Annotated in this window: 20 protein-coding genes; 12 read left to right on the top strand and 8 right to left on the bottom strand. The window is 72.8% G+C overall.

What is annotated here, in order from left to right; all coding sequences use genetic code 11:
* Positions 1–51: 51 nt before the first annotated feature.
* From AB0P24_RS38630 to AB0P24_RS38615, 4 genes are all read right to left on the bottom strand, one after another.
* Positions 52–810, bottom strand: a complete 759-nt coding sequence (locus tag AB0P24_RS38630; RefSeq protein ID WP_365802447.1) for an SDR family oxidoreductase — start codon at positions 808–810, stop codon at positions 52–54.
* 70 nt (positions 811–880) lie between these two features.
* Positions 881–1,645: an SDR family NAD(P)-dependent oxidoreductase gene (locus AB0P24_RS38625; RefSeq protein WP_365802446.1), complete on the bottom strand. Its 765-nt coding sequence runs from the start codon at positions 1,643–1,645 to the stop codon at positions 881–883.
* Positions 1,646–1,667: 22 nt separating this feature from the next.
* Positions 1,668–2,792 (bottom strand): acyl-CoA dehydrogenase family protein, encoded by a 1,125-nt coding sequence (locus tag AB0P24_RS38620; protein ID WP_365802444.1) that lies wholly within the window; start codon positions 2,790–2,792, stop codon positions 1,668–1,670.
* A gap of 219 nt (positions 2,793–3,011) precedes the next feature.
* Positions 3,012–4,490, bottom strand: a complete 1,479-nt coding sequence (locus AB0P24_RS38615) for an aldehyde dehydrogenase family protein (RefSeq protein ID WP_365802442.1) — start codon at positions 4,488–4,490, stop codon at positions 3,012–3,014.
* A gap of 266 nt (positions 4,491–4,756) precedes the next feature.
* Here AB0P24_RS38615 and AB0P24_RS38610 point away from each other — a divergent pair, with 266 nt between their 5' ends.
* On the top strand, positions 4,757–6,016 hold the full coding sequence (locus AB0P24_RS38610; RefSeq protein ID WP_365802440.1) for an amidohydrolase family protein: 1,260 nt from the start codon (positions 4,757–4,759) through the stop codon (positions 6,014–6,016).
* A 104-nt stretch (positions 6,017–6,120) separates the two neighbouring features.
* On the opposite strand, the gene AB0P24_RS38605 is transcribed toward AB0P24_RS38610, so the two are convergent.
* Both AB0P24_RS38605 and AB0P24_RS38600 read right to left on the bottom strand, forming a co-directional pair.
* Complete coding sequence (locus AB0P24_RS38605) at positions 6,121–7,155, bottom strand: LLM class flavin-dependent oxidoreductase (protein WP_365802438.1); 1,035 nt, start codon at positions 7,153–7,155, stop codon at positions 6,121–6,123.
* Between the two features lie 72 nt (positions 7,156–7,227).
* Positions 7,228–8,001, bottom strand: coding sequence for an enoyl-CoA hydratase/isomerase family protein (locus AB0P24_RS38600; protein WP_365802436.1), 774 nt, complete (start codon positions 7,999–8,001; stop codon positions 7,228–7,230).
* Between the two features lie 102 nt (positions 8,002–8,103).
* On the opposite strand from AB0P24_RS38600, the gene AB0P24_RS38595 reads away from it, so the two are divergent.
* From AB0P24_RS38595 to AB0P24_RS38585, 3 genes are read left to right on the top strand one after another with little or no spacing between them, the layout of a single operon-like run.
* Positions 8,104–8,415, top strand: coding sequence for a hypothetical protein (locus AB0P24_RS38595; protein WP_365802434.1), 312 nt, complete (start codon positions 8,104–8,106; stop codon positions 8,413–8,415).
* A gap of 15 nt (positions 8,416–8,430) precedes the next feature.
* Positions 8,431–9,951, top strand: coding sequence for a fatty acid--CoA ligase family protein (locus tag AB0P24_RS38590; RefSeq protein WP_365802432.1), 1,521 nt, complete (start codon positions 8,431–8,433; stop codon positions 9,949–9,951).
* The gene (locus AB0P24_RS38585; RefSeq protein WP_365802430.1) at positions 9,948–10,973 is read left to right on the top strand and encodes a phosphotransferase family protein; all 1,026 of its coding nucleotides are present in this window, start codon (positions 9,948–9,950) and stop codon (positions 10,971–10,973) included. The genes AB0P24_RS38590 and AB0P24_RS38585 overlap by 4 nt, the downstream gene beginning before the upstream one ends.
* Positions 10,974–11,085: 112 nt before the next feature.
* Here AB0P24_RS38585 and AB0P24_RS38580 read toward each other — a convergent pair whose 3' ends face one another.
* Together AB0P24_RS38580 and AB0P24_RS38575 are read right to left on the bottom strand one after the other, a co-directional pair.
* Positions 11,086–11,862: a glucose 1-dehydrogenase gene (locus tag AB0P24_RS38580; protein WP_365802428.1), complete on the bottom strand. Its 777-nt coding sequence runs from the start codon at positions 11,860–11,862 to the stop codon at positions 11,086–11,088.
* Positions 11,859–13,178, bottom strand: a complete 1,320-nt coding sequence (locus AB0P24_RS38575; RefSeq protein WP_365802426.1) for an acyl-CoA dehydrogenase family protein — start codon at positions 13,176–13,178, stop codon at positions 11,859–11,861. The genes AB0P24_RS38580 and AB0P24_RS38575 overlap by 4 nt, the downstream gene beginning before the upstream one ends.
* A 102-nt stretch (positions 13,179–13,280) precedes the next feature.
* On the opposite strand from AB0P24_RS38575, the gene AB0P24_RS38570 reads away from it, so the two are divergent.
* The 8 genes from AB0P24_RS38570 (at position 13,281) to AB0P24_RS38535 (ending at position 22,074) form a co-directional block, all read left to right on the top strand.
* Complete coding sequence (locus AB0P24_RS38570) at positions 13,281–14,513, top strand: CoA transferase (protein ID WP_365802424.1); 1,233 nt, start codon at positions 13,281–13,283, stop codon at positions 14,511–14,513.
* A gap of 25 nt (positions 14,514–14,538) precedes the next feature.
* Positions 14,539–15,738, top strand: a complete 1,200-nt coding sequence (locus tag AB0P24_RS38565; protein ID WP_365802422.1) for a cytochrome P450 — start codon at positions 14,539–14,541, stop codon at positions 15,736–15,738.
* 10 nt (positions 15,739–15,748) lie between these two features.
* The gene (locus AB0P24_RS38560; RefSeq protein ID WP_365802420.1) at positions 15,749–16,216 is read left to right on the top strand and encodes a VOC family protein; all 468 of its coding nucleotides are present in this window, start codon (positions 15,749–15,751) and stop codon (positions 16,214–16,216) included.
* Positions 16,213–17,394, top strand: a complete 1,182-nt coding sequence (locus AB0P24_RS38555; protein WP_365802418.1) for an acyl-CoA dehydrogenase family protein — start codon at positions 16,213–16,215, stop codon at positions 17,392–17,394. The genes AB0P24_RS38560 and AB0P24_RS38555 overlap by 4 nt, the downstream gene beginning before the upstream one ends.
* Positions 17,381–18,880, top strand: a complete 1,500-nt coding sequence (locus AB0P24_RS38550; protein WP_365802416.1) for a fatty acid--CoA ligase family protein — start codon at positions 17,381–17,383, stop codon at positions 18,878–18,880. Before AB0P24_RS38555 ends, AB0P24_RS38550 begins: the two co-directional genes overlap by 14 nt.
* On the top strand, positions 18,877–20,133 hold the full coding sequence (locus tag AB0P24_RS38545) for a MaoC family dehydratase N-terminal domain-containing protein (RefSeq protein ID WP_365802414.1): 1,257 nt from the start codon (positions 18,877–18,879) through the stop codon (positions 20,131–20,133). The genes AB0P24_RS38550 and AB0P24_RS38545 overlap by 4 nt, the downstream gene beginning before the upstream one ends.
* A gap of 2 nt (positions 20,134–20,135) precedes the next feature.
* A complete protein-coding gene (locus tag AB0P24_RS38540) occupies positions 20,136–20,900 on the top strand; it encodes a crotonase/enoyl-CoA hydratase family protein (RefSeq protein WP_365802412.1) in 765 nt (254 codons plus the stop codon).
* A gap of 64 nt (positions 20,901–20,964) precedes the next feature.
* Entirely contained in the window at positions 20,965–22,074 is a 1,110-nt protein-coding gene (locus AB0P24_RS38535) for a CaiB/BaiF CoA-transferase family protein (protein ID WP_365802410.1), read from the top strand.
* Positions 22,075–22,086: the final 12 nt, after the last annotated feature.

Below are 22,086 nucleotides of genomic sequence, written 5' to 3'. Positions count from 1 at the left end.
CCATCTTCGCCGCGGCCGTCAGCTGCGCCTGTCACGGCCACCGCCCCCGGCTCAGACGGAGAGCGCGAACCCGCCCGTCACCCGCAGGGTCTCCCCGGTGACGAAGGACGCCTTCGACGAGACCAGGTACAGCAGCGCCTCGACGACGTCCTGCTCCCGCCCTTCCCTGCGCAGGATCTGCTCCCCGAGGACCCGCTCCGCCTCGGCGGGGGAGAGCTGGTCGCGTACCGCGTCGGTGAGGATCAGGCCCGGCGCGATCGCGTTGACCCGGATGCCGTCGGCCGCGAACTCCCGCGCGAAGGACACCGTCAGACCGCGTACGGCGAGCTTGGACACACCGTAGACGCTCCGGTTCGCATAGGCCGCCGACGACGAGATGTTGACGACGCAGGCGCCCGCGCGGCCCTTCATGGCCTCCCGGGCGGCCATGGTGCAGATGATGGTGCCCATGACGTTGACGTCCAGCACCCGGCGTACGGCCGCCAGACCCAGTTCGGTGAACGGCCTGTTGTAGGCGGCATGCAGACCGGCGTTGTTGACCAGGAGGTCGAGTCCGCCGTGGCGTTCGACGATCTCGCCCAGCACCGCCCCGACCCGGTCCTCGTCGGCCACGTCACAGGCGACTGCCGTGGCGCCCCGGCCCTTCGCGGTCAGTTCCGCCGCCGCCTCGGCCGCCGCGTCGCCGTCGATGTCGGCGAGGACGACATGCGCGCCGAGCGCCGACAGGGCCTCGCCGAAGGCCTTGCCGAAACCCCGGCCGCCGCCGGTGACGAGGGCGACCTTGCCCTGGTGCTCTGTGTTGTCCGGCATCAGAACCTCGCTTCGGTCGCTACGTCTGCGTTGTCTGCGTTGTCTGCTTGATCTGCTTGGTCCGCTTCGGTCACTTCGGCCCGAACCGCTGGCCCGCGTCGAGACGCAGGCACTGGCCGTTCAGCATCGGGTTGTCGACGACCGCCAGCGCGAGCTTCGCGTACTCCTCGGGCCGGCCCAGCCGCCGGGGGAACGCGGCGTCCCGCACCAGCGCGGCCCGCGTCTCGGCGGGGATCTTCTCGGTGGCGCCCGTCTCGAACAGACTGGGCGCGATGGCCACGACGCGGATGCCGAGGGAGCCGAGATCGCGGGCCATGGTCAGGCTCATGCCGGCGATCGCCGCCTTGGCGGCCGAGTAGGCGACCTGGCCGATCTGCCCCTCGAAGGCGGCGATGGACGAGGTGGTGACGATGACCCCCCGTTCGCCGTCGGGTTCCTCGGGCTGGTTGCGGCTCATGTGCGCGGCGGCTAGCCGGCTGATGTTGAAGGTGGCGACCGCGTTCAGGTCGAGGATCCGGCGGAAGGCGTCCAGGTCGTGCGGACCGTCCTTGCCGAGCGTGCGCCGCACACTGCCGCCGCCCGCCGTCGTGACCGAGACGTGCAGCCCGCCCAGGGTCCGCACGGCCGTCTCCAGGGCGCTCTCGGTCGCCGCGAAGTCGGTCACGTCGACGGGGTGGAAGCTGCCGCCGAGCGCGGCGGCGACCTCCCCGCCCGCCGACACCGGGCGGTCGAGCACGGCGACGTCGGCGCCGCGGGCCGCGAGGAGTTCGGCGGTGGCCCGGCCCATGCCGGAGGCGCCGCCGAACACCACCGCCTTCTTTCCCTTGATCTCCATGAGAACCTTTCGGATCGTGCGCTCACGCAGGGGCGGGGGCAGGCCGCAGCAGGGTGCACAGCCGGTCCCGGTGCACGGCGGCGTCGCCGTACAGCACGCTGTCCGCTCTGGCCCGGCGCAGGTAGAGGTGGAGGTCGTGCTCCCAGGTGAAGCCGATGCCGCCGTGCAGCTGGAGGGCCCGGGCCGCGACCTCGCCCGCGCCGGACGCGACGTACGAGGCGGCGGCGCAGGCCGCCCGGGCGGCGTCCTCGGCACCCGCGTCGGCGGTCATCGCCGCGTAGTACGTGGCGGCCCGGGCGCCGTGCACCAGCAGCGCCATGTCGGCGCACGCGTGCTTGACCGCCTGGAAGCTGCCGATGGGCCGCCCGAACTGGACGCGGGACGTGGTGTGATCGACCGTGAGTTCCAGCATCCGTTCCATCACGCCGAGCGCGTCGGCGCACCGCAGCACCGACGCGTCGTCGAGCAGCCGCTGGATGTCGGCCGGGCCGGCGGCGAGGCGGCGGTCTCGCGACACCCGCACGCCCTCGAACCGGATCTCGTAGAACGCGCGGGTCAGGTCCAGGACCTGTTGCCGGCGGACGGTGACGCCGGGGGCCGTACGGTCCACGAGGAAGGACGCCGGGGCACCGTCCTGGCAGGCGGTGACGAGCAGCCGGCGGGCGCCGCCCGCGTCCTGCACCGCCGTCTTCACCCCGTCGAGGACGAACCCGTCCGCCTCGCTGCGGGCGGTGGCGTGCACACCGTCGAGCGACCACGGGGCCCGCGGCTCGGCGAAGGCCCAGGTGGCCCACTCCTCACCGGTGGCCAACGCGGGCAGGACCTCGGCCCGCAACGCGGGAGAGCCCGCGGCGGCCACCGCCCGGCCGACGACCGCGGTGGGCGTGACCGGCCCCCGCCCGAGCGCACGCCCCGACTCCTCGGCGACGAGCGCCAGTTCCACCAGCCCCTGCCCGGCCCCGCCGAACTCCTCGGGCAGCCCCAGCCCCGGCCAGCCGAGGCCGGCCGTCAGCCGCCACATCGCCGGATCGACGTCCTCGGCCCCCTCGGCCCAGGCCCGCACCCGCTCGATCGGGGCCCGCTCCGAGAGCAGGTCGCGCGAGGCCTGGCGGAGCATGTCCTGCTCTTCGCTGAGCTCGAAGTTCACCAGGACAAGGTATCCTCTTTTCTGGAGAGGGTCGAGATGCTTGGCCGATCTGGCAGGCGATACGCCGACAGTGCGCACATTTAAGTGCCCTGAATTTCAGGATCGGCGCTGTTCTCCCCTCTGTCTGCCGCACCGCCGCCGAAACCGCCCGCCGGGCACCTCGGCCCGCCGGTCCGGCCCGTCCGCCGTGCCGCCGGTCCGGCCTGACGCCTCCGCGGGTCAGCGCGCGGCCCAGCTGACGGTCTTCGTCTGCAGGTACTCGTCGAGGCCGAACTCGCCCCACTCCCTGCCGAGTCCGCTCTGCTTGTACCCTCCGAACGCGGCCCGCGGGTTCACCCCGGCGCTGCCGCCGTTGATCGTGACGCCACCGGTGCGGAGGCGGGACGCGATGCCGTACGCGGCCGCGGTGTCGGCGCTCCAGACGGCGCCGGCGAGGCCGTACGGGCTGTCGTTCGCGATCCGCACCGCCTCCTCGTCGCTGCCGAACGGGATGACGACCCCGACCGGGCCGAAGAACTCGGTGCGGGCGACGGTCATGTGGTTGCCCACCCCGGTGAAGAGGGTGGGCTCGATGAAGTAACCCCGGTCGAGACCTGCCGGACGCCGGCCGCCGCAGACCAGCCGCGCGCCCTCCTCCTCGCCGGCCCGGATCAGCTTCTCCACCTTGTCCCGCTGTGCCGCGCTGATCAGCGGGCCCATGGTGGTGGCCGGATCGGCCGGGTCACCGACCCTGACCTCGGCGAGGGCCGCGGTCAGCCGGGCGACCAGTTCGTCGTGGACGGACTCGTGCACCAGCGTGCGGGTCAGCAGGGAACAGCCCTGTCCGGCATGGGTGACGATGCCGGACAGCGCGGACCGCACGGCGCCGGCGAGGTCGGCGTCGGCGCGGACGATCGTGGCCGACTTGCCGCCGAGTTCGAGGACGACCTTCTTCAGTGAGGCCGCGGCCTGGGCGTAGACCTGGCGGCCGACCGTGTCGGACCCGGTGAAGCTGACCAGGTCCACCATGGGATGGGTGGTGAGCGCCCGGCCGGCCTCCGTGTCACCGGTCACGATGTTGAGCACCCCCGGCGGCAGCCCGGCCGCGTCGGCGAAGTCGCCGATCAGCAGCGACTCCAGGGGAGTGGCGGGAGCCGGTTTCAGTACGGCGGTGCAGCCCGCGGCGAGAGCCGGGATCACCTTCATCATGCTCAGGAAGAACGGGAAGTTGTAGGCGGAGATCAGCGCGCACACCCCGAACGCCTCACGGCGCAGCACCCCCTGCGAGATGCCGGTGCCCGGAGCGACGGTGGGGTCCATCGGGCGCTCCCAGGCGAAGGCAGGGACCACGCGCTCGGCCATGTCGCGCAGATGCGCCACCGGGACACGGGTCTGCAGGGTCTCGGCCAGGGCCCGGACCGAGCCCGCCTCCGCCATGTTCAGGGAGGCGAGTTCGGGCAGTCGGCGCTCCATCTCCTCGGCCATGCGCAGCAGGACCGCGGCCCGCTCCCCGGGCCGCATCCCCGGCCAGGGGCCCTGGTCGAAGGCGCGCCGGGCCGCCGCGACGGCCTGGTGCACGTCCTTCGGCGAGGAGTCCGGTACCTCGGCGATGAGCTCCTCCGTCGCGGGGTTGCGGACGGATATCGGGGTGTCCGAACGGCCGTCGGTGCGGCGGCCGTCGATGTAGAGCCGCGAAGAGAACGAGTACGCCGTCGTCATGTCCGTCTCCTGCTCGCCGGTGGCCTGGTCGCCGACACGCCATTGAGTGTACTTAATTGATCTCCCAAGGGAAGGGTTGGCGATGTACCGAACCCGTATCGGCTGCCTGCCGATTCTCCGGAAACGGCGCCTGCCTGGTCATTCCGTATGCTGAATCGTTGACTAGACCGAGCGGTACAGGTAACTTCGGCGGCACCTGAGGCGTGAATTTCTGCCACGAACGACGAGGTTCGAAAGAGGTACCGCCCGTGTTCAAGGAATTTGTCGTGTCCGGCGACTCCCACATCATCGAGCCGGTCGATCTCTTCAAGACCCGGCTGCCCAGGCACCTGCGCGAACGGGCCCTGTGGGAAGAGGAGTTCACCCTCGACGAACCGATCGTCGCCGGCGGCCACACCGAGTTCAAGAAACTGCACACCATCGGATTCGACGGCTGGACCATCTCCAAGTACCGCCAGACCGGCGGGGAGACACCGGACGGCGACCCGGACCACATCCTCCGGGACATGGACTTCGACGGCGTCGACGCGTCGGTGATGTTCCCGAACCTCTCGCTGTTCGTCCTCTTCACGGACGACCACGAGCTCTCCATGGCACACGCCCGGGTGTGGAACGACTACCTGGCCGAGCGGTACCTGTCCTACAAGGACCGGCTGCGCCCGACGGCGGCGATCCCGCTCACCGACGTGCCCGAGGCCGTCGCGGAGATCGAGCGGGTCGCCCGGCTGGGGATCGGCGCGCTCCTCCTCCCGGAGATCCCGCCCCTGCCGTACTACTCGCGCGAGTACGACCCCGTCTGGGCGGCCGCGCAGGCGCACGGGCTGCCCGTCTTCATCCACGTGGCCACCGGCGGGGTCAGGGTCAAGGAGCAGGTGTCCGAGACCGCGCTGACCGTCCGGGGCCTGATGACGGCCATGAACATGGGCAAGGGCAACCTGACCGACGACATGGTGACCGGCCGCACCATGGGCAGCGCGGTCGGCTCGGCCGTGGCCGGCCCGCAGGGCATCATCGCCAGCCTGGTCGGCGGCGGGGTGTGCGAGCGCTTCCCGGACCTGCACTTCAACCTGATCGAGTACACGGCCGGCTGGCTGGTCTCCTTCATGGGCTACATGGACAAGGCATGGAAGACCGGCACCGGCCAGGACCCCGACTGGTGGCTCGGCTTCTGGGACGACAGCCGGGGCCCGAAGGAACAGCCCGCCATGGGACGGCTGTTCGCCGTCAACGACCGGTGGCCGTACCCGCTCAAGCCCACCGAGTACGTCCAGCGGCAGATCCACGTGCAGTTCGCGGACGACCCGACGGCCGTCAAGGCCCGCCACATCACCGGGCTGTCGACGGTGATGTGGGGCAACGACTACCCGCACGCCGAAGGGACCTTCCGCAGCAGCGAGGAGTGCGTCGCCGAGAACTTCGAGGGAGTGGGCGACGAGGACCGTGCCGCCATTCTCGGCGGCACCCTCGCCAAGGTGGTCGGCTTCGACACGAGCCGGAAGCTGGCCCCGGTGGCCGAGGAGGTCTGACGGCCCCGGCGGCACGGGGGCACGACCCGGCCGCCCTGCGTCCCGAGGCACGCGCCGTCCCGAAGCGCACACCGCCTCGGGGCGGCCGCGTCGCCGCGACAGGTTCAGGCCGCGTCGCCGCTCTCGGCACAGGGCCCGTCCGGCACGGCACCGACCAGTGCCAGGCTCGCCCGCGCGTAGGCGGCCCGGCGGCCGCGGCCCACCATGAAACTCGGCGGCGCGAAGTAGCCGACGTCCCGGGGGAGCGAGCCGGTCCGGCGGGCGAGGGCCTCCTTCGCGTCGGTGGTCGTGCCGCAGACGGCGATCTCGGTGAGCATCTCGTCGGTGACCGCCCGCTCCATGCCCTCGGTGTCACCCGTCCGGAAGGCGGCGCGCAGTCGTGCGACGGGCTCCTCCCAGCCGTGGTGGGCCACGAACGGGTCGTACGTCCTGACGGTGAGGTAGAAGGCGATCATGCGCCGGGCGTCGGCGAGCGCGCGCTCGGGTGCGAAGTCGTCGACCGCCGTGATGATCCAGCCGTGTTCGAGCGGGCGCGGCCCCTCCGGTCCGTGCCCGCCCCGGCCCCGCTCGACGGCGGGCCGCACCACCTCGTTCCACCACGAACCGGTGAACAGCCCGTGCCCGACGACACCGTCGGCGACCCGGCCGGCGGTGGCGGCCATCCGGCTGTTGAACGCGGCGAGCAGGACCGGGATGTCCAGCCGGCCGAGCACGGGGGCGCGGACGTCGGCGTCGAGCGCGTGGAACTCGCCGGCGTACCGGACCCTCTCGCCGTTCTCCGCGTGCAGCCAGGCCCGCACGGCACCGACGGTCTCGGCGATACGGTCCACCGGGCGGTCGGCCGGCACGCCCAGCCAGTCCCGGTTGATCCGGAACGCCCCGCTGCCCAGCCCCAGGAAGAGGCGGCCCGGCGCCCGGGCGTGCAGCTGGCGCAGGGCCGTGGCGTGCGCATAGGGGGTGCGGGCGAACGCGTAGGCGATGGCGGGGCCCGCCAGGGCGTGCTCGGTGTGCGCCACGATGTCGGCCACGGTGAGATACGCGTCGTGGTCGGCGAACTCGCCGGCACAGAAGGCGACGGCACCCGCCTGCTCGGCCTCCCGCCCGACGTCCCGGCCGGGCCAGGGCATACCGAACCGCATCAGAGCCTCCCGTTGAGGGTCGTATGCTGAACCCGCTAAAAAGTACACTCTTCTAAGGTGGTGCCGGAAGGGTCAGCGCAGGGTCCACTTCCCCCGCGGTACCGCGTCGCGGTCGATCCCGGCCTTCCCGACGGGGTTGCCGAGCTGGGTGTACGACAGGCCGGTGCGCAGCGCCTGGGTGCGGGTCGAGTCCAGGGACTCCCAGATCGCGCGGACCGTGCCCTGGATCGCGGCCGGCGGTTTGGCGGCGATGATCCGGGCGATCTCGTCCGCCCGCCCCCACAGTTCCTCGCGCGGGAGCACCTCGCTGACCAGGCCGATCTGCAGGGCGCGCGCCGCCGACACGCGCTCGTCCAGACCGAGCAGGGCGATCCGCAGCGCCTCGCCGAGGGGGACGCGCCGGGCCAGGCCGATGGGCTCCAGGGCCGCCGTGAGCCCGTAGCTGACATGCGGGTCGAAGAAGGTGGCGTCCTGTGAACAGATCAGGATGTCGGCCTCGTTGAGCCAGTAGAAGGCGCCCCCGGCGGCCATCCCGTGCACGGCGCAGACCAGGGGTTTCCACACCTGGTTCAGCTTCGGCGAGAGGTACTCGCCGGGGTCGGTCTGCGACCAGAGGTTGGGGTGGCGGTCGATGCCCTCCTTCACGTCCATGCCGGTGCAGAACGCCCGGTCACCGGCGCCGCGCAGCACCACCACGCGCACGTCGTCGTCGGCCTTGACGGTGCGCCAGAGGGCGGCGAACTCCTCCAGCATCCGCTGGTTGAAGCCGTTCATCACCTCGGGTCGGTTGAGGGTGATCGTGGCGACGTGGTCGGTCACCTCGAACAAGACGGTCTCGGGTTCCATCCGGCAGCTCCGTTCTCGACGTGATCGAGGAAAGTAGTATACTTTTCTCTGGTTACTCGGCGCCGCCCGATCGGCGCCCCGAGAGCCGCGGAGGACACAGCGATGAGGCCACGCGTGGGGCAGATGCTCGCCAGTACGGTCGACACGACGGCGGTGATCGTCGTGCGGTGCCCGGACCAGGAGCTGGAGATCACCTGCGGCGGCGCCGCCATGACCGAGGGGAACGGGCCGGGCTCCGCCCCCGCCGGCACCGCCGACCCCGGTCTGATGAGCGGTTCACTGCTCGGCAAGCGGTACGCGGACGACGACCTCGGCGTGGAACTCCTGTGCACCAGGCCGGGCCCCGGCACCCTGGCCGTCAACGGCGTTCCGCTGCCGGTCAAGACCGCCAAGCCGCTGCCGGCCTCGGACTGACGGACGGGGTGGCCCGTGAACATATCGATGCTGCTGGACATGGCCGCCGAAGGCTTCGGCGACCGGATCGTGATCGGTCGCGCGGACGACGGGCTCACCGCCGCACGGCTGAGTGAACTGGCCCACGGCGGGGCGCGTCTGAGCCTCGCGGCCGAGGCCGACGCGCTCGTGTACCTCGCGGTGAACGGCCCGGCCCTGCCGGTCGCCCTGTTCGCCGCGGCCCGCGCCGGTATCCCCCTGGTGCCGGTCAACTACCGCCTGGGCGAGGCGCAGCTCGACGCCCTGCTCGCCCACCACCCCCGCGCGCTGGCCATCGCCGACCCGGCCCACGGCGCGGCACTGCGGCGCGCCGGGCTGCCCGTGTGCAGCCCCGCCGAGTGGCTCGCCCAGGCCGCCGAGCGCGCCGGTCTCACCGCCGCCGGCCACGGGGACCAGGAGCCGGCCGACGCCCCGGCGGTCCTCATCTACACCAGCGGGACGACCGCGGCGCCCAAGGGCGTGGTCCTGCGCCACCACAACCTGGTGTCGTACGTGCTCGGCACGGTGGAGTTCGCCGGAGCCGGCCCCGAGGAGGCGGCTCTGGTGAGTGTCCCGCCGTACCACATCGCCGCCGTGTCGAACGTGCTGACGAACCTGTACGCGGGGCGCCGGGCCCTGACCCTGGAGCAGTTCACCCCGGACGGCTGGCTCGGCCTGGTACGGGAGCAGCGGATCACCCACGCCATGGTGGTGCCGACGATGCTCGCCCGCGTCATGGACACGGACGGGCTCGACCGGTCGGTGCCCTCGCTGCGCTCCCTCGCCTACGGCGGCGCCCGGATGCCGGTCCGGGTCGTCGAGACCGCGCTGCGCGCGTGGCCGCATGTGGACTTCGTGAACGCCTACGGCCTCACCGAGACCTCCTCCACCATCACGGTCCTCGGCCCGCAGGAGCACCGCACGGCTCTGGCGAGCGACGATCCCGCGGTGCGGGCCCGGCTCGGCTCCGCGGGGCTGCCGGTGCCGGGCGTGGAACTGGAGGTCCGCGACGCCTCGGGCGGCCCGGTGGCCGCCGGCGAGACCGGGCAGATCTGGGTGCGCGGTGAGCAGGTGTCGGGGGAGTACGCGGGACAGGGCTCCGCGGTCGACGAGCGGGGCTTCTTCCACACCCGGGACCGGGGCCGCCTCGACGCCGACGGCTACCTCCACATCGAGGGCAGGGCCGACGACACGATCATCCGCGGTGCCGAGAACATCGCGCCCGCCGAGATCGAGGACGTCCTGCTGAGCCACCCGGACGTGCTCGACGCGGTCGTCGTCGGCGTCCCCGACGAGGAGTGGGGCCAGCGGATCGAGGCGGTGGTGGTGCTGCGCGACGGCGCGGTGGCCGACCCGGACGCCCTGCGGGCGCGGGTGCGCGGCACGCTGCGCGGCCCGAAGACACCGGACCGCATCACCCGCTGGCGCGAACTGCCCCGCACCCCGACCGGAAAGCTGATCCGCCGCGACATCGTCGAGGCGCTGACCAACGAGGGCCGGACGGAGGCGAGGGCATGAGCGTCGTCGCCGACAGCGCCGGTCCGACGGCGGAGCTGACGCGGCGCACGGCCGTCGCGGTACGCGGCTGGAACCCCGGTGCCACGGTGCGGTCGGTCGCACCGCTCGCCGGCGGCACGTCGAGCCTCACCTACCTGGCGACGCTGGCCGGGGTTCCCGCCGTACACGAGCGCGTCGTCCTCAAGGTGGCCCCGCCCGGCCTGGCACCGGTGCGCAACCGGGACGTGCTGCGCCAGGCGCGGCTCATGCGGGTGCTGGCCGGTGTGCCCGGCGTACGGGTGCCCGAGGTGCTGTTCTGGGACGAGGGCGCGCCGACGGCCGTCCAGCCTTTCGTCGCCATGGAGTTCGTGCCCGGCGACTGCGCGGAGCCGGTGCTCCTGCCCCGCGGAACCGTCCCCGCCGGGCAGGTGCGGGCCCGTGCGCTCGACGCCGCCCGGATGCTGGCCCACCTGCACCGCGCGGACCCCAAGCGCACACCGCTGGCCGTCGAGCCGGTCGTCACGCCCGGCGCCGAGATCGACCGCTGGGCCAGGGCCTTCACGACCGTGCCCGAGGACCTGCGGGCCGGCTGCGAAGCGGTTGAGGAACGGCTGCGCGCCACCGTGCCCGCCGCGACGATGCCGGTGTTCACGCACGGCGACTACCGGCTCGGCAACACACTGTGCGACGCCGGCGCGGTCAACGCGGTCATCGACTGGGAGATCTGGTCGCTCGGCGACCCGCGGGTCGACATCACCTGGCTGACCTTCTTCACCGACGAGGCCCGCCACCCGGCGTCCCTGTCGGACGAACCGACGGGAATGCCGGGGAAGGCCGAGCTGATCGAGGCGTACGAGGAGACCCGGGGGCAACGCCTGCACGACATGGCGTGGTTCGAGGCGCTGACCAAGTACAAGGAGGCCGCGGCGACCGCGCTGCTGATCAAGCGGGGTCGCAAGGCGGGGCGGTTGACGGACATGCACCGGCGGATGCGGCCGGCGCTGCCGGTGCTCCTGTCGGAGGCGGCCGAGCTGCTTCGGTAGTTCGTCTGCCGGGGGCGTGCGGGGGCTGGTCGCGCCCACGCGGCGTAGCCGCACATCGATACAGCCCCGCGCCCCTGAAGGGGCGCGGGCAACCACGACGCGCCCGCACTGGTCAGTACAACCCGCCGTCCACCCGTATCAGCGACCCCGTCGTGTAACTGGACGCGTCGCTGGCCAGATACAGCGCCGTGCTGATGATCTCCTCCGGCCGCCCCGGCCTGCCCACCGCGCTCCGCGCGCTCTGCCGTTTCTCCTTTGGCCACGCCTTGGAGACGTCCGTCAGAAACGGCCCCGCCGAGATGGTGTTGACCCGCACCGTCGGGCCGTACTCCAGGGCGAACACGGTCGTCAGCGTGTTCAGCGCGGCCTTGGCTCCGGCGTAGGGACCGAACCGCGGCTGCGGGAACAGGGCACCCGAGGAGGACACGTTGATGATCGAGCCGCCCTCGCCTGCCGCCATCCTCCGCCCGACCAGCGAGGCAAGCCGGAACGGGCCCTTGAAGTTGACGCCGATCACCTTGTCGAACAATTCCTCGCTGGTCTCCGCCGAGGAGGGCGCGAGCGGGGACATCCCCGCGTTGTTGACGAGGACGTCGACGTGGCCGAACTCCGCGTAGGCGGCGTCCGTCAGACGCGAGAGGTCGTCCCAGTGGCCCACGTGCGCGGCGACCGGCAGCGCGCGCCGGCCCAGGCCGCGGACCTCCGCCGCGGCTGTCTCGCACGCGTCGGGCTTGCGGCCGGCGATCACCACGTCGGCGCCCGCGGTGGCGAAGGCCCGCACCATCTCCCGCCCCAGGCCCCGGCTGCCGCCGGTGACGAGAGCGACCTTGCCGGACAGGTCGAACAGGTCGGCCGGGGCGATGGACTTGGCGTCGCGCTCGCCGTTCACGCGTTCACCCGGCCGCTGAGGCTGTCGTCGCCGATGATGTGGGCGTACCGCTTGCGGGCCGCCTCCAGTTTCGGCGGGATGTGCTCGCTCGGGAACAGGCCCTCGGCGGGTGTGTAGTTCCTGAGCAGCTGCTTGGCGATCGTGGTGCGGTGCACCTCGGTCGGGCCGTCGGCGAGGGCGAGGTTCGGCGCGGCCATCCACCACTTGGCGAGCGGGAGTTCGCCCGTGGTGCCGAGCGAGCCGTGCAGATGCACCGCCCGCTGGACGATGTCGTGCAGTACCTTCGCCGTCTGCACCTTGCACATGGCGATCTGGGTGCGGGCGGCGCCGTGCGGCCGGGTGTCGATGAGCCAGGCGGTGTGCAGCACCAGCAGCCGGAACTGCTGCAACTCCACCCACGAGTCGGCGATGAACTGCTGCACCGCCTGCTTCTCGGCGAGCACGGTGCCCTGCGTACGACGGGACAGCGCGCGTTCGCACATCATGTCGAAGGCGCGCGCACACTTGCCCACCGTGCGCATCGCGTGGTGCACCCGGCCCCCGCCGAGCCTCGCCTGGGCGACCTCGAAGCCCTCGCCGGGACCGCCGAGCATGGCGTCGAGCGGGACGCGGACCCGGTGGTAGCGGATGTGGGCGTGGATGCCCTCGTCGAGGCTCTCGCGCTCGTCCATCGTGCCGATGTTGCGCATGATCTCGATGCCGGGTGTCTCGGCCGGCACGATGAACATCGACATGCGCCGGTGCGGCGGCGCGTCCGGGTCGGTGACGGCCATGACGATCAGGAAGGCCGCGTACCGGGCGTTGGAGGAGAACCACTTCTCGCCGTCGATCACCCACTCGTCGCCGTCGCGCCAGGCGCGGCAGGTGAACTCCTTGGGGTCGGCGCCCGCCTGCGGTTCGGTCATCGAGAACGTGGAGACGATCTCGCCGTCGAGCAGCGGCCGCAGATAGCGGTCCTTCTGCTCGTCGGTGCCGAACATCGCGAGGATCTCGGCGTTCCCGGTGTCCGGGGCGGCGGTGCCGAAGACCGTCGGGGCCCAGTAGGAGCGGCCGAGGATCTCGTTGAGCAGGGCGAGCCTGACCTGGCCGTAGCCCGGGCCGCCCAGTTCGGGGCCGAGGTGGCAGGCCCACAGGCCCTGCTCCCGGACCTGTTCCTGCAGCGGGCGCAGGATCGCGCGGGCCTTCTCGTTCCGGGTGTCGTAGGGGTCGCCGCCGTGCGGGAAGAGCAGGTCGAGCGGCTCGACCTCCTCGCGCACGAAGTCCGCCGCCCAGTCCAGCCGGGCCTGGAAGTCAGGTTCGATCGTGAAATCCAGCATGCCGAAAACAGTATACTTTTTAGCGCTCCCGGTCCATACTTGGGAGCGTCGAGGGCGCATTGGGTATGCGCAATAGCGATGAGCCGCGGAGGAGTTGGTCTGATGCAGAGGCCGATGGAGGGCGTGCGGGTCCTTGAGGTCGCGCAGTTCACCTTCGTCCCGGCGGCCGGCGCCGTGCTGGCCGACTGGGGCGCCGACGTGATCAAGATCGAGCACGCCGAACGCGGAGACGGCCAGCGGGGGCTGAGCCGCGTGCTCGGCTACGCGACCGCGAGCGAGGGGTCGTCCTTCTTCCCGATCATGGAAGGGCCCAACCGGGGGAAGCGCAGCGTCGGCCTGGCTCTGGAGAAGCCGTCCGCGCGTCCGGTGCTGGAGGAACTGATCCGCCGCAGCGACGTGTTCCTGACCAACTTCCTGCCCGACGCGCGGGCGAAGCTGCGGATCGACCTGGAGGACGTCCGGGCGGTCAACCCCGACATCATCTACGTCCGCGGCAGCGGCTTCGGCGTCCGGGGGGAGGAAGCCGGAAAAGGCGGCTACGACAGCACCGCCTTCTGGGCGCGCGGCGGCAGCGCCGCCGGCGTCACCCCGCCCGGCGCGGAGCGGATGACGAGGATGCCCGCCGGCGCCTACGGCGACTCGATGGGCGGCATGACCATCGCCGGAGGCATCGCCGCCGCCCTCTACTCCCGTGCCACGACCGGCGAGCCCTCCGTGGTGGACGTGTCACTGATCGGCGTCGGCGCCTGGGCGACCCAGTTCACCGTCAACCTGGCGCTGATGAACGGCGGTCCGCTCACGGCGGGCCCGCCGCCCCGGCACGGCTCGGCCACCAACCCGCTCATCGGTGCCTACCTCACCTCCGACCGCCGCTGGATCGAGCTGTCCATGCTGCAACCCGGCCGCTACTGGGGCGAGTTCTGCAAACTGGCCGGCCGCCCGGACCTGGCCGCCGACGAACGGTTCGACAGCACCGGGAAGCTGATGGCCAACGCGGCCGAGGCCGCCGAGCTGGTCGCCGAGATCATCGCGTCCCGGCCCTTCGACGAGTGGACCGGGATCCTCTCCCGCGGCGAGGGCCAGTGGGCCGCCGTGCAGAACGCCTGGGAGGTCGGCCAGGACCCCGCCCTGCGCGCCAACGGTCTCATCGCCCCCGTCGTGGACGCCGACGGCGTGGACCGCGAACTGGTCGCCAGCCCCGTCCAGTTCGACGAGACACCGGCCGGCCTGACCCGGGCACCCCAGTTCGCGGAACACACCGACGAGGTCCTGCGCTCGCTCGGCCTCGGCGACGACGAACTCCTCGCACTCAAGATCGACGGGGCGGCGACGTGACGGACGTACGGCGAGAGGAGCCGTGATGAGCAAGACCCCCGAACCGGCCGGCAGTCACGCCGGCGTGGCCGCCTACCGCTTCGACAACCGGCTCGACGGACCCGTCCTCAGCCATCATGAGCGGTGGGACGAGATGGCCGCGGCCCACACGGGCTTCCGCAGCACCGTCGCCGACGGCTACTGGGTGATCACGGACGGCCCGGCGGTGCAGGCGGCGCTCCAGGACTGGCGGACCTTCTCCAGCCGGTCGGTGACCGTCCTGAACGCCGACCCCTCCTTCCTGTGGATTCCGGAGATGCTGGACCCGCCCGCGCACACCACGTGGCGGCGCCTGCTCGGCCGCTACTTCTCGCCGAGCAGCGTGGCCGCCCGGGAGCCCGAGGCCCGGCAGGTCGCGGGCGAGCTGATCGACGCGCTGCGCGAACGCGGCGGCGCCGACGTCCTCGACGAGTTCGCCCGCCGCTTCCCGACCCTGATCTTCATGCGGCTGATGGGCCTGCCCGAGGACGACCTGGAGCTCTTCCTCGCCTGGACCCACGACCTGCTGCACCTCTCGTACGACGAGGACCCCGACGGCAGCAGGCAACTGAGCACCATGCGGGCGGTGTCGGCGTACTTCGACGAGCAGATCGCGCTGCGCCGCGGCAGCCCCCGCGACGACCTGCTCTCGCACGCGATGACCTGGACGATCGACGGCGAACCGATCGGCGACCGGGACCTGCACGCCTTCTGCCTGCTGATGTTCCAGGCCGGCTTCGACACCGTCCCGATCTCCGTCGGCTGGGCGCTCTACCACTTCGCCACCCACCCGGAGCAGCGCGCGGAGATCGTCGCCGATCCCTCGCTCATCGCCACCGGCATCGAGGAGATCCTGCGGGTCTACTCGTTCGTCGTCCCGGCGCGCAAGGCGACCCGGGACGTCGAGATCGGCGGCTGCCCGGTCCGGGCGGGCGAGATGGTGATGCTGCCGCTGACCGTCACCAACCGCGACCCCGAGCGGTACGACCACCCGCTCGACGTGGACCTGCACCGCAAGGCCACCAACCACGTCGCCTTCGGCTCGGGCCCGCACCGCTGCCTGGGCTCGCACCTGGCACGCCTGGAGCTCAACGTGGCGGTCGAGGAGTGGCACCGGCGCATACCCGACTACCGGGTGGCCCCCGGTCAGGAACTGCGGGCGCACGGCAACATGTACGGCCTCAAGTCGCTGCGGCTGGAATGGTGAGGGGCCGACGATGACACCTCCCCTCGCAGCGGCCGATCTCTACCACACCGGGATCGTCGTCGGCGACGTCGAGGCCTGGAAGACCCGGATGAGCGAGGTCGCCGGACACCGGTGGACCGAGACCATGTCCGCGCGGCTGCCGGTCCGGCTGGCGGACGGCGACCGCGAACTGCACCTGCGCTACGCCTACTCCCTGGACGCCCCGCACATCGAACTCGTCCAGGAGATCCCCGGCACACCGTGGACGGCGACCGGGCACATCGCGACACACCACCTCGGCTACTTCTGCGACGACCTGGCGACGACGTCGAAACGGCTGACGGAGTCCGGTTTCGCCCTGGAGGCCTGCGCGGTGATCGACGGCGCCCCGTCGGTCTTCGCCTACCACCTGGCACCGTCCGGCGTGCGGATCGAGATCGTGGACCGCGCCCGGATCCCCGACTTCCCCGCCTACCTGCGGTCGAGGACCCCCCGATGACCCCCGTCGACGCCGGGCACACGCCCGCGGCCCGCACGGAGGAGCACGAGGCACTCCGCTCGACGCTGCGCCGCTTCCTCACCCAGAGGGCGCCGAGCGAGGCGATACGCCGCTCGATGGAGTCCGACGAAGGCCACGACCCCCTGCTCTGGCGGGACATGGCGGCCCGACTCGGCCTACAGGCGGTCGCGTTGCCCGAGAAGTACGGCGGCCTCGGCGGCGGCCCCGTCGAGTTGGGCATCGTCCTGGAGGAACTGGGCAGGATCCTGCTGCCCTCGCCGTACTTCGCCACCGTCGCCCTCGCCGGCCAGGCCCTCGCGGCCTGCGGCGACGACACGGCGAAGGCCCGCTGGCTGCCGGCGATCGCCGACGGCTCGCTGACCGGCACGCTGGCGCTGGCCGAGGAGAGCGGGTCGTGGCACGTCGAGGACGTGACCGCCGAGGCGGTGCCGGGCGCCGAGGGCCCGCGCGTCTTCGGCACGAAGATGTTCGTCGTCGACGGACACAGCGCCGACCTGATCCTCGTCGCGGCCCGTACGGACACCGGCCCCGGTCTGTTCGCCGTGGAGGGCACCGCTCGCGGAGTGACCCGCACCCGCCTGGAGACCCTCGACCCGACGCGCCGGCTGGCGCGCGTCGACCTGGACGGCGCCCCGGCGCTCAGGGTCGGCCCGGAGGGCGACGCCACGGCGTATCTGCGGACGGTGACCGACCTCGCGGCCGTCGCACTGGCCGCCGAGCAGGTCGGCGGGGCGCAGGCCTGCCTGGACGCGGCGGTGGCGTACGCCAAGGTGCGGGTGCAGTTCGGCCGGCCCATCGGCTCCTTCCAGGCGGTCAAGCACAAGTGCGCCGACATGCTGGTCAAGGTCGAGGCCGCCCGGTCGGCGGCGTACCACGCGCTGTCCGCGGCGGCCGCGGGACCGGACGGGCTGCCGGTGCCCGCCGCGCTCGCCGCCGCCTGCTGCGCCGACGCCTTCACCCACGCGGCCAAGGAGAACATCCAGATCCACGGCGGCATCGGCTGCACGTGGGAGCACGACGCACACCTCTACCTCAGGCGCGCGAAGTCGTCCGAACAGCTCCTCGGCAGCCCGGCGGCCCACCGGAGGCGGCTGGCCGGCCTGGTCGGGATCTCGGCGCCCACGGCGACGAAAGGGCGTACGCGTGGGAATCCGTGACCGCCTGTCCCGGCTGCTCGCCGAAGCCGCCGACGACGCCGAGGCGATCGAGTACGACGGCCGGTGGTGGACCTGGGGACAGGTCCGGCGGACCGCGAACGGTGTCGTCGGCGCGCTGGACGCGGCGGGCCTGCCGGCCGGAGCCCGCGTCGGCGTCGTCCTGGAGAACAGGCCCGAGCACGTCGCCGCCGTGGCCGCGGTGATCGCCTCCGGGCGCTGCCTGGTCATGCTGAGCCCGTTGCAGCCCGGCGCCCGGCTCGCCGCGGACATCGACGGCTGCGCCCTGCCCGTGGTCCTCTCCGGCGGCGAACCCCTGGCCCGGGACGGCGTCCTGGACGCGGTCATCGCACACGGGGCCGCCCTGGAACTGGGCCCGGACGGCTCGCTGCGGCCCGTGGCCGGCACGGCCCCCGCCGACGCGCCGGCCAACCCCGGCGTCGCGGTGGAGATGCTCACCTCCGGCACCACCGGCCCCCCGAAACGCGTCCACCTGCGCATCGGCCAGCTCGACCAGGCCCTCGTCTCCGGCGGACAGACCCCGAGACCCGAGCGCCTGCTGTCCGCGTCCGCCGCCCTGGTCGCCAGCCCCCTGGTGCACATCGGCGGACTGTGGCGGGCGCTCGCCTGCCTGGCGACCGGGCGCCGCATGCTGCTGATGCCCAGGTTCGCCGTCGAACCCTGGGTGAGCGCGGTGGAACGGCACCGGCTGCGGGCGGCCGGCCTGGTGCCGGCGGCGATCCGCGCCGTGCTCGACGCGAAGGTGCCCGGGGAGCGGCTGGCGAGCCTCCAGGTCGTCACCTCCGGCACCGCGCCCTGCCCGGCCGAACTCGCCGACGCGTTCTTCCGCACGTACGGCGTCCCCGTGCTGATGACCTACGGCGCCACCGAGTTCGCCGGCGCGGTGGTCGGCTGGACCCTGCCCTTGCACCGGCGGTGGTGGCCGCGCAAGGCGGGCAGCGCCGGACGCGCCTTCGACGGCGTCGAGCTGCGGGTGACCGGCGAGGACGGCGCCGAGCTGCCCGCCGGCAGGACGGGCCGGCTGGAGGTCCGTACCGAACAGAGCACCCGCGGCGGCCGGGCCTGGGTGCGCACCAGCGACCTCGCCCGGATCGACGCCGACCGTTTCGTCTGGATCGAGGGGCGCGCCGACGACGCGATCATCCGTGGTGGCTTCAAGGTGCAGCCGGAGACGGTCCGACGCGTCCTGGAGACCCACCCGGCCGTACGTGAGGCGGCCGTGGCCGGACTGCCGGACGCGCGGCTGGGCGAAGTGCCGGTCGCGGCGGTCGAGGCCGCCCCGGACCGGCCCACCCCGGACCCCGCCGAACTCGTCGCCCTGTGCCGCGCCCGGCTCACCCCGTACGAGGTACCGGCGCACATCGTCGTCCTCGACGCACTGCCCCGGACGCCGTCGAGCAAGGTGAGCCGGGTGGAACTGCTGGGACTGGTCCGCGCCCGGCTCGGAATCGAGGAGGAACAGCGATGACCGGCACCGCGGAGCGGTTCGGTGTCCTGACCGACGAGGCCGTCGCGCGCTCCCGGCGCCGCGACGGCATCCCCCAGCCCCAGCGCAACCCCCCGCACAACTACGAGGTCACCTGGGACGCCGCCCGCCACTTCGCCTACGGCTACGGCGACGACAACCCCCTGTACTGCGACCCGGAGTACGCGGCCGGCACCCGCTGGGACGCACTGCTGGCACCGCCCACCTTCCTCTACACGATGGGCGAGGACGCCGCCCCGCCGCCCGACACCGAGACCAGAGCGCTTCTCAAGGGCGACCCGTTCGCCGGACTCGGCTCCTACCAGGCGGTGATGGAGTTCGAATGGTGGCGACCGCTGCGGCTCGGCGACCGCTGCCGGGTGCTGCAGACCCAGGTGGGCGTGCGGGTCAAACCCAGCAGGTTCGGCGGGCGCACCGCCCACGTCGTCCGCGACCACCTCTACACCGACGGGCACGGCGCGCTGCACGCCCTGCGCCGCGGCACCTGGATCAACGCCGAACGGCACACCTCGAGGAAGCGGGCCAAGGAGCAGCTCGTCCAACAGCCCTACACCGCCGGGGAGCTGGCCGAGATCGACGCGGCCTACGCGGCCGAGACCCGGCGCGGCGCCGAGCCCCGCCACTGGGAGGACGTCGAGATCGGCGAGGAGCTCCAGCCCCGGGTGAAGGGACCGCTGACCACCACCGACGTCGTCGTCTGGCACCTGGGCTGGGGCATGCAGCTCACCCCGCCCGGCGCGTTCGGGATCGCAGCGAAGGTCCGGCGCAAGGCGCCCGGCCTCTACCCGCCCAACCCGCTGAACGTCCCCGACACCGTGCAGCGGCTGCACTGGGAGCCGGAGCGGGCGCGGGAACTGGGCCTGCCCGGGCCCTACGACTACGGCGGCATGCGCGAGACCTGGCTGTGCCATCTGCTCACCGACTGGATCGGCGACGACGGCTGGCTGTGGAAACTGCGCTGCGAGCACCGGAAGTTCAACTACCTCGGCGACACCACCTGGGTGCGCGGCACGGTCGTCGGCAAACGACGGGCCGCCGACCGGGCCGAGGTGCACATCGACGTGCGGTGCGAGAACCAGCGGGGCGAGGTCACCACACCCGGTACGGCCGTGGTCCTGCTGCCCACCCGCGACCGCGCCGTCGAACTCCCCGCGCCGCCCGCGGCGGACCTCGACGGCTTGGTCGCCCAGGAACTGAACAGGTTCGCCGTTCCCGGCGGGCATTCGAGGAGGTAGGCGTGTCCGACGAGGTGCTGGTGGAACGCCGTGGCGCGGTCCAGGTCATCACGATCAACCGCCCTGCGGTGAAGAACGCGCTGGACGCGAGGGTGGCCGCCGGGGTCGCGGCCGCCGTGGACGAGCTCGACGAGTCGGACGAGCTGTGGGCCGGCGTGCTCACCGGTGCGGGCGGCACGTTCTCGGCGGGAATGGACCTCAAGGCCTGGCTGCGCGGGGAGACACCCGCCATCGAGGGCCGCGGCCTGTGCGGGATCAGCATGACCCCGCCGCGCAAGCCGCTGATCGCCGCCGTCGAGGGCTGGGCGCTGGCAGGCGGCTTCGAGCTGCTGCTGGCCTGCGATCTCGTCGTCGCCGCCCGCACGGCACGGTTCGGCGTGCCCGAGGTGACCCGGTCGCTGGTGGCCCGCGCGGGCGCCGCAGTGCATCTGCCGCGCCGCATCCCGTACGCCATCGCCCTGGAACTGCTGCTGACCGGCCGGCCGATCGACGCCGCACGAGCCGCCGCGTACGGTCTGGTCAACCGGCTCACCGACGAGGGCGGCGCGCTGGCCGGCGCCTTGGAACTCGCCGAGACCGTCGCCGCCAACGGGCCCCTGGCGGTCGCGGCGACCAAGCTGATCGCCCGCTCCACCGCCGACTGGAGCCTGGAGGAGGCGTGGGGCAGGCAGTTCGACATCGCCGAGCCGGTCTTCCGGTCCGAGGACGCCCGGGAAGGGGCGGCCGCGTTCGCGGAGAAACGGTCGCCGCAGTGGAAGGGCCGCTGACCATGGCGGCAGGACCGCTCGCCGGCGTGGCCGGGCCGCCCGCCGCTGCGGAAGGACGGCCGGCATGACGGCGGGACCGCTGGCCGGCTGCCGGGTCGTCGAGCTCGGCGGCATCGGGCCGGGGCCGTTCGCCGGGATGCTCCTGGCCGACCTCGGCGCCGAAGTGGTCCGCGTGGACCGGCCCGGCCGCGCGGACGAACCGGACGCGGGCGGACCGGCGGACGTCCTCGACCGGGGGAAGCGGTCGGCCGTCCTCGACCTGAAGGAACCGGCCGCCGTCGACGCCCTGCTCGGGCTCGTCGAACGCGCGGACGTCCTGATCGAGGGATTCCGCCCCGGCGTCACCGAACGCCTCGGCATCGGACCCCACCACTGCCTGGCGCGCAACCCTCGCCTCGTCTACGGCCGGATGACCGGCTGGGGCCAGGACGGGCCGCTCGCCGCGGCCGCGGGCCACGACATCACCTACATCGCGCTGACCGGGGCGCTCGGTGCCATCGGGGAGGCCGACGGCCCGCCCCGGATCCCGCTGAACCTCGTCGGCGACTTCGGGGGCGGCGGCTGCTACCTGGTGATCGGGGTGCTGGCCGCCCTGCACGCCGTCGGCCGCACCGGCGCCGGCCAGGTCGTCGACGCGGCCATCGTCGACGGCACCGCCCACCTGCTCGCCAGCACCTTCGCCAAGCTGGCCCGCGACGAGTGGCGTGACGAGCGGGGCGTCAACCGCTTCGACGGCGGCTGGCCCTTCTACGCCGTGTACGAGACGAAGGACGGCCGCCACGTGGCCGTCGGCGCGCTGGAGCGCAAGTTCTACCGCCGCCTGGTCGGCCTGCTCGGCCTGGACGTGGACCCGGACCGGCAGCACGACCGCTCGACCTGGCCCGAGCTGCGCCGCCTGCTGACCGCGCGGTTCGCCGAGCGGACCAGGGACGAGTGGGCGGAACTGTTCGAGGGCACCGACGCCTGCGTGGCGCCGGTCCTCAGCCTCACCGAGGCGGCGGCCCATCCTCATCTGGCCGCGCGCGCCAGCCTGTTCACCCGCGACGGTGTGGTGCAGCCCGCCGCCGCGCCCCGTTTCTCGGCGACCCCGTCGCGCCCCGGCCGCACCGCCGCGGCCGTCGGCGCCGACACCCGGGCGGTGTTCCGGGACTGGGGCGTCCGGTACCCGCAATGACCTTCCGGTATC

The organism is Streptomyces sp. NPDC086519 (assembly GCF_040686075.1).
GTDB classification, from domain to species: Bacteria; Actinomycetota; Actinomycetes; order Streptomycetales; family Streptomycetaceae; genus Streptomyces; species Streptomyces shenzhenensis.
The sequence above is the reverse complement of the archived record's forward strand: the minus strand, read 5'-3'. Positions and strand labels throughout refer to the sequence as shown.